Genomic DNA, 2,883 nt, shown 5'->3' with positions numbered 1-2,883 from the left:
GGCAATATAGCTCAGTTGGTTAGAGCATCGCATTCATAATGCGAGGGTCGCAGGTTCGAGTCCCGCTATTGCCACCATTTCCTCTGATCACCGGTTGAAATGCTTTTAACTAACCTTGTTTAGTTAGCCTGTCTGAATAGACGATAAATCAGGTTCTGCAACGAGAACCAGCAAAGACATTCGTGTTTGCACTACATTGTTGGGGTATCGCCAAGCGGTAAGGCACAGGATTCTGATTCCTGCATGCGGAGGTTCGAATCCTCCTACCCCAGCCACTCTCCTATTTATTCTAGTAAAAAACGCCTAAGTTTTTCCCCTCAGTTAAAGTTTGTCTTATATCAAAGACTGATCAAAATATGTCCTGACTTTCATTTACAAACCCTTTAGACTTGACCTCCTAAACAAGGACTGAAAGCCAGCGCCCGGGGATAGCGCATGACCCAATCACCTTCATTTGCAACCAAAGCGGTCTTAGACCAGCTCTCGACACGGCGGCGTCAGAGATTGAGAAAGAACGTACAGCTAATGTTTCTGGGAATGTCTGCAGAAGAGACAGACCCGATCATTCGGCTTTTGCGTGCCTCTCGGCTGGCTCCTCGCGGACATCTGGTATCAACTGAACAGGAATTCCTGGATGCGCTAAGCGAGCGCTCCTGGGACGTTATTCTGTTTACCACCAACCAGAGCGCTTTCAGTGGCAAGAATGCGATGCATCATCTGCGTCGCCTTGATAAAGATATCCCCCTTATTCAGCTGGTACCCAACTCTGACAGCCACTATCTGCTACAAGGGCTAAAGAACAACATTCAGGCCGTCGTACCGCTGGAAGAAAAAGAACTGCTGATGCTGGCGATTCGTCGCGAGCTCGAACACCTGGAAAGCCGCCGTAAGCTACGCCAGACAGAATCATCGCTTTCCGATGCGGAAAAACAGTACGAATCCCTACTAGAAAGCTCTACCCACGCAATCGCTTGCTGCGATGGTGATACCATCCTGTTCGCTAACCAGAGCATGGCCACGTTACTGGGTTTCGAATCCCCCGAAACACTGCTTGGCACATCCCTCTCTCTCTGCTTTAGCCAGAGCCATAAAGAGGAGCTGCAAGAGCAGCTTCAGATGATGCAACAGGAAAACCTGCGCAACGCGAGCTTACAGCTAACCGCTGTACGCGCAGATGAAACTGAATTCGATACCAATCTCGCATTGCGCCCCGCGCGTTATAACAACAGCGCATGCATTCAAATTACCCTAAGTGCCGAACGCAAAGAAGAAGAGCAGGTACTACAGGACAAACTGGATCTGGTATCCGGCCTGTATAATCTGGATTACTTCAATAACGAGCTGGACGAAACACTGCAGCGGGCGATGGAAGGTGGTGCCGACTGCAATCTGCTGTATATCAGCCTGGATAACTACCTTGAGATTCGCTCTGACATCGGCATAGAAGGCTGCGACCAAGTGGTTCGTGACATCTCTACGTTGCTGAAGAAACACGTTAATAAAGCACACCTGCTCGCCCGCCCAGAAGAAGACAGCTTTGCAGTCATCTATCACGACCCAAATCCGGACAAAGCAACGACGCTGGCGACCAAGCTGTGCAAAGCCATTTCAGGCAATATATCCGAATCCAGCAGCACAACGATTCAGACGACCTGCTCCATTGGTGTAACCACCATCAGTGATAACACACCGACCCGTAAAGTTATTCTGGAACGTGCACGCGGAGCAGCAGATAGTATCCGCGCAGACAATCAACGCGGCAATGGCGTCAAGCTATATGAATCGGTCGAGAGCAATACCGATGAATCCGCGGATCAGGTCTTTATGCTGGAAGATGCTATTCAGCAGAAAAACATGAAACTGCTGTTCCAGCCAATCGTGGCACTGAACAGCCAGGAAATTACTGATCACCACTACGAAACCTTCCTCCGGTTGATCGGCGAGAAAGGCGAAGAGATCTCTCCGAATAACTTCCTCGACACGCTGGATCAGGCGGACATCAGTATCAAGGTGGATCGCTGGGTTATCAAAGAGACCATGCTGAACATGCAGCGTGAGTTCCGTCGCAAGCAGCGCAACCGCGTCTTTATCAATCTGTCCAGCCGTACCCTGCGGGATAGAAAAACGCTGCTGTGGCTGTCTGAGCTGCTGCGTAAGGCTGGTTTACCTGCCAACTACCTGGTATTCCAGATCAGCGAAACCGATGCGTCTTCCTACTTGAAGCACGCCAAGTTCTTTGCCGATACATTGCGGAAGCTTCATTGCCAAATCTGTATCAAACATTTCGGCAGCTCTATCAACTCCGAGCTGGTACTGAAACAGGTTAATCCCGACTATGTAAAACTGGATGGTAGCTACATTCAGGAACTGAACGAAGCGGGCGCAGACAGCAAAGATGTTCTCAAACTGCTGCACACCTTAAAAGTGCAGAAGAAAGTGACGATTGCGCCTCTGGTTGAAGGCACACGTGTGATGGGCACCCTCTGGAAAGCAGGTGTGGACTTCGTGCAGGGTAATTACTTGCAGCCACCAAAAGATGCAATGGATTACGATTTCTTCGATAGCTAATGCTTATTTTAGTTATATACAAATAGCCAATTGATATATAAAGAGTCACTGGCTATACTGAAATTCAGGCTGTGTCACTACAGGCTGTTGATTGCTTTCTATTCCAAAGTTAGTCACTGACTTGGAGACTATATTTCCTCGTAAGGTCACCCTTACGGGGATTTTTTATTCCTCTAGCAACACCCCACCTATTTCGCGCATCCCACTTTAGTCCGACTATACTTCCACCGTGGTTTAAACAAATTTAGCGTACAGATCCGATGGAATTCAGATGATTAGCTTTCTTGATCAAACGAGCCGTCTGTTGATTATTTT

General features: G+C 48.5%; 1 protein-coding gene and 2 tRNA genes. All 3 read left to right on the top strand.

Going from position 1 to position 2,883, the window contains the following annotated elements; genetic code table 11:
• Positions 1–77 (top strand) — tRNA-Met (locus ABYW01_RS18305).
• Between the two features lie 123 nt (positions 78–200).
• Positions 201–275 (top strand) — tRNA-Gln (locus ABYW01_RS18300).
• A 229-nt stretch (positions 276–504) separates the two neighbouring features.
• Positions 505–2,568: an EAL domain-containing protein gene (locus tag ABYW01_RS18295; RefSeq protein ID WP_372835616.1), complete on the top strand. Its 2,064-nt coding sequence runs from the start codon at positions 505–507 to the stop codon at positions 2,566–2,568.
• The last annotated feature ends 315 nt before the right edge of the window (positions 2,569–2,883 follow it).

The sequence above is a fragment of the Pontibacterium sp. genome (assembly GCF_041587635.1).
Lineage (GTDB): Bacteria > Pseudomonadota > Gammaproteobacteria > Pseudomonadales > Balneatricaceae > Pontibacterium.
The sequence above is the reverse complement of the archived record's forward strand: the minus strand, read 5'-3'. Positions and strand labels throughout refer to the sequence as shown.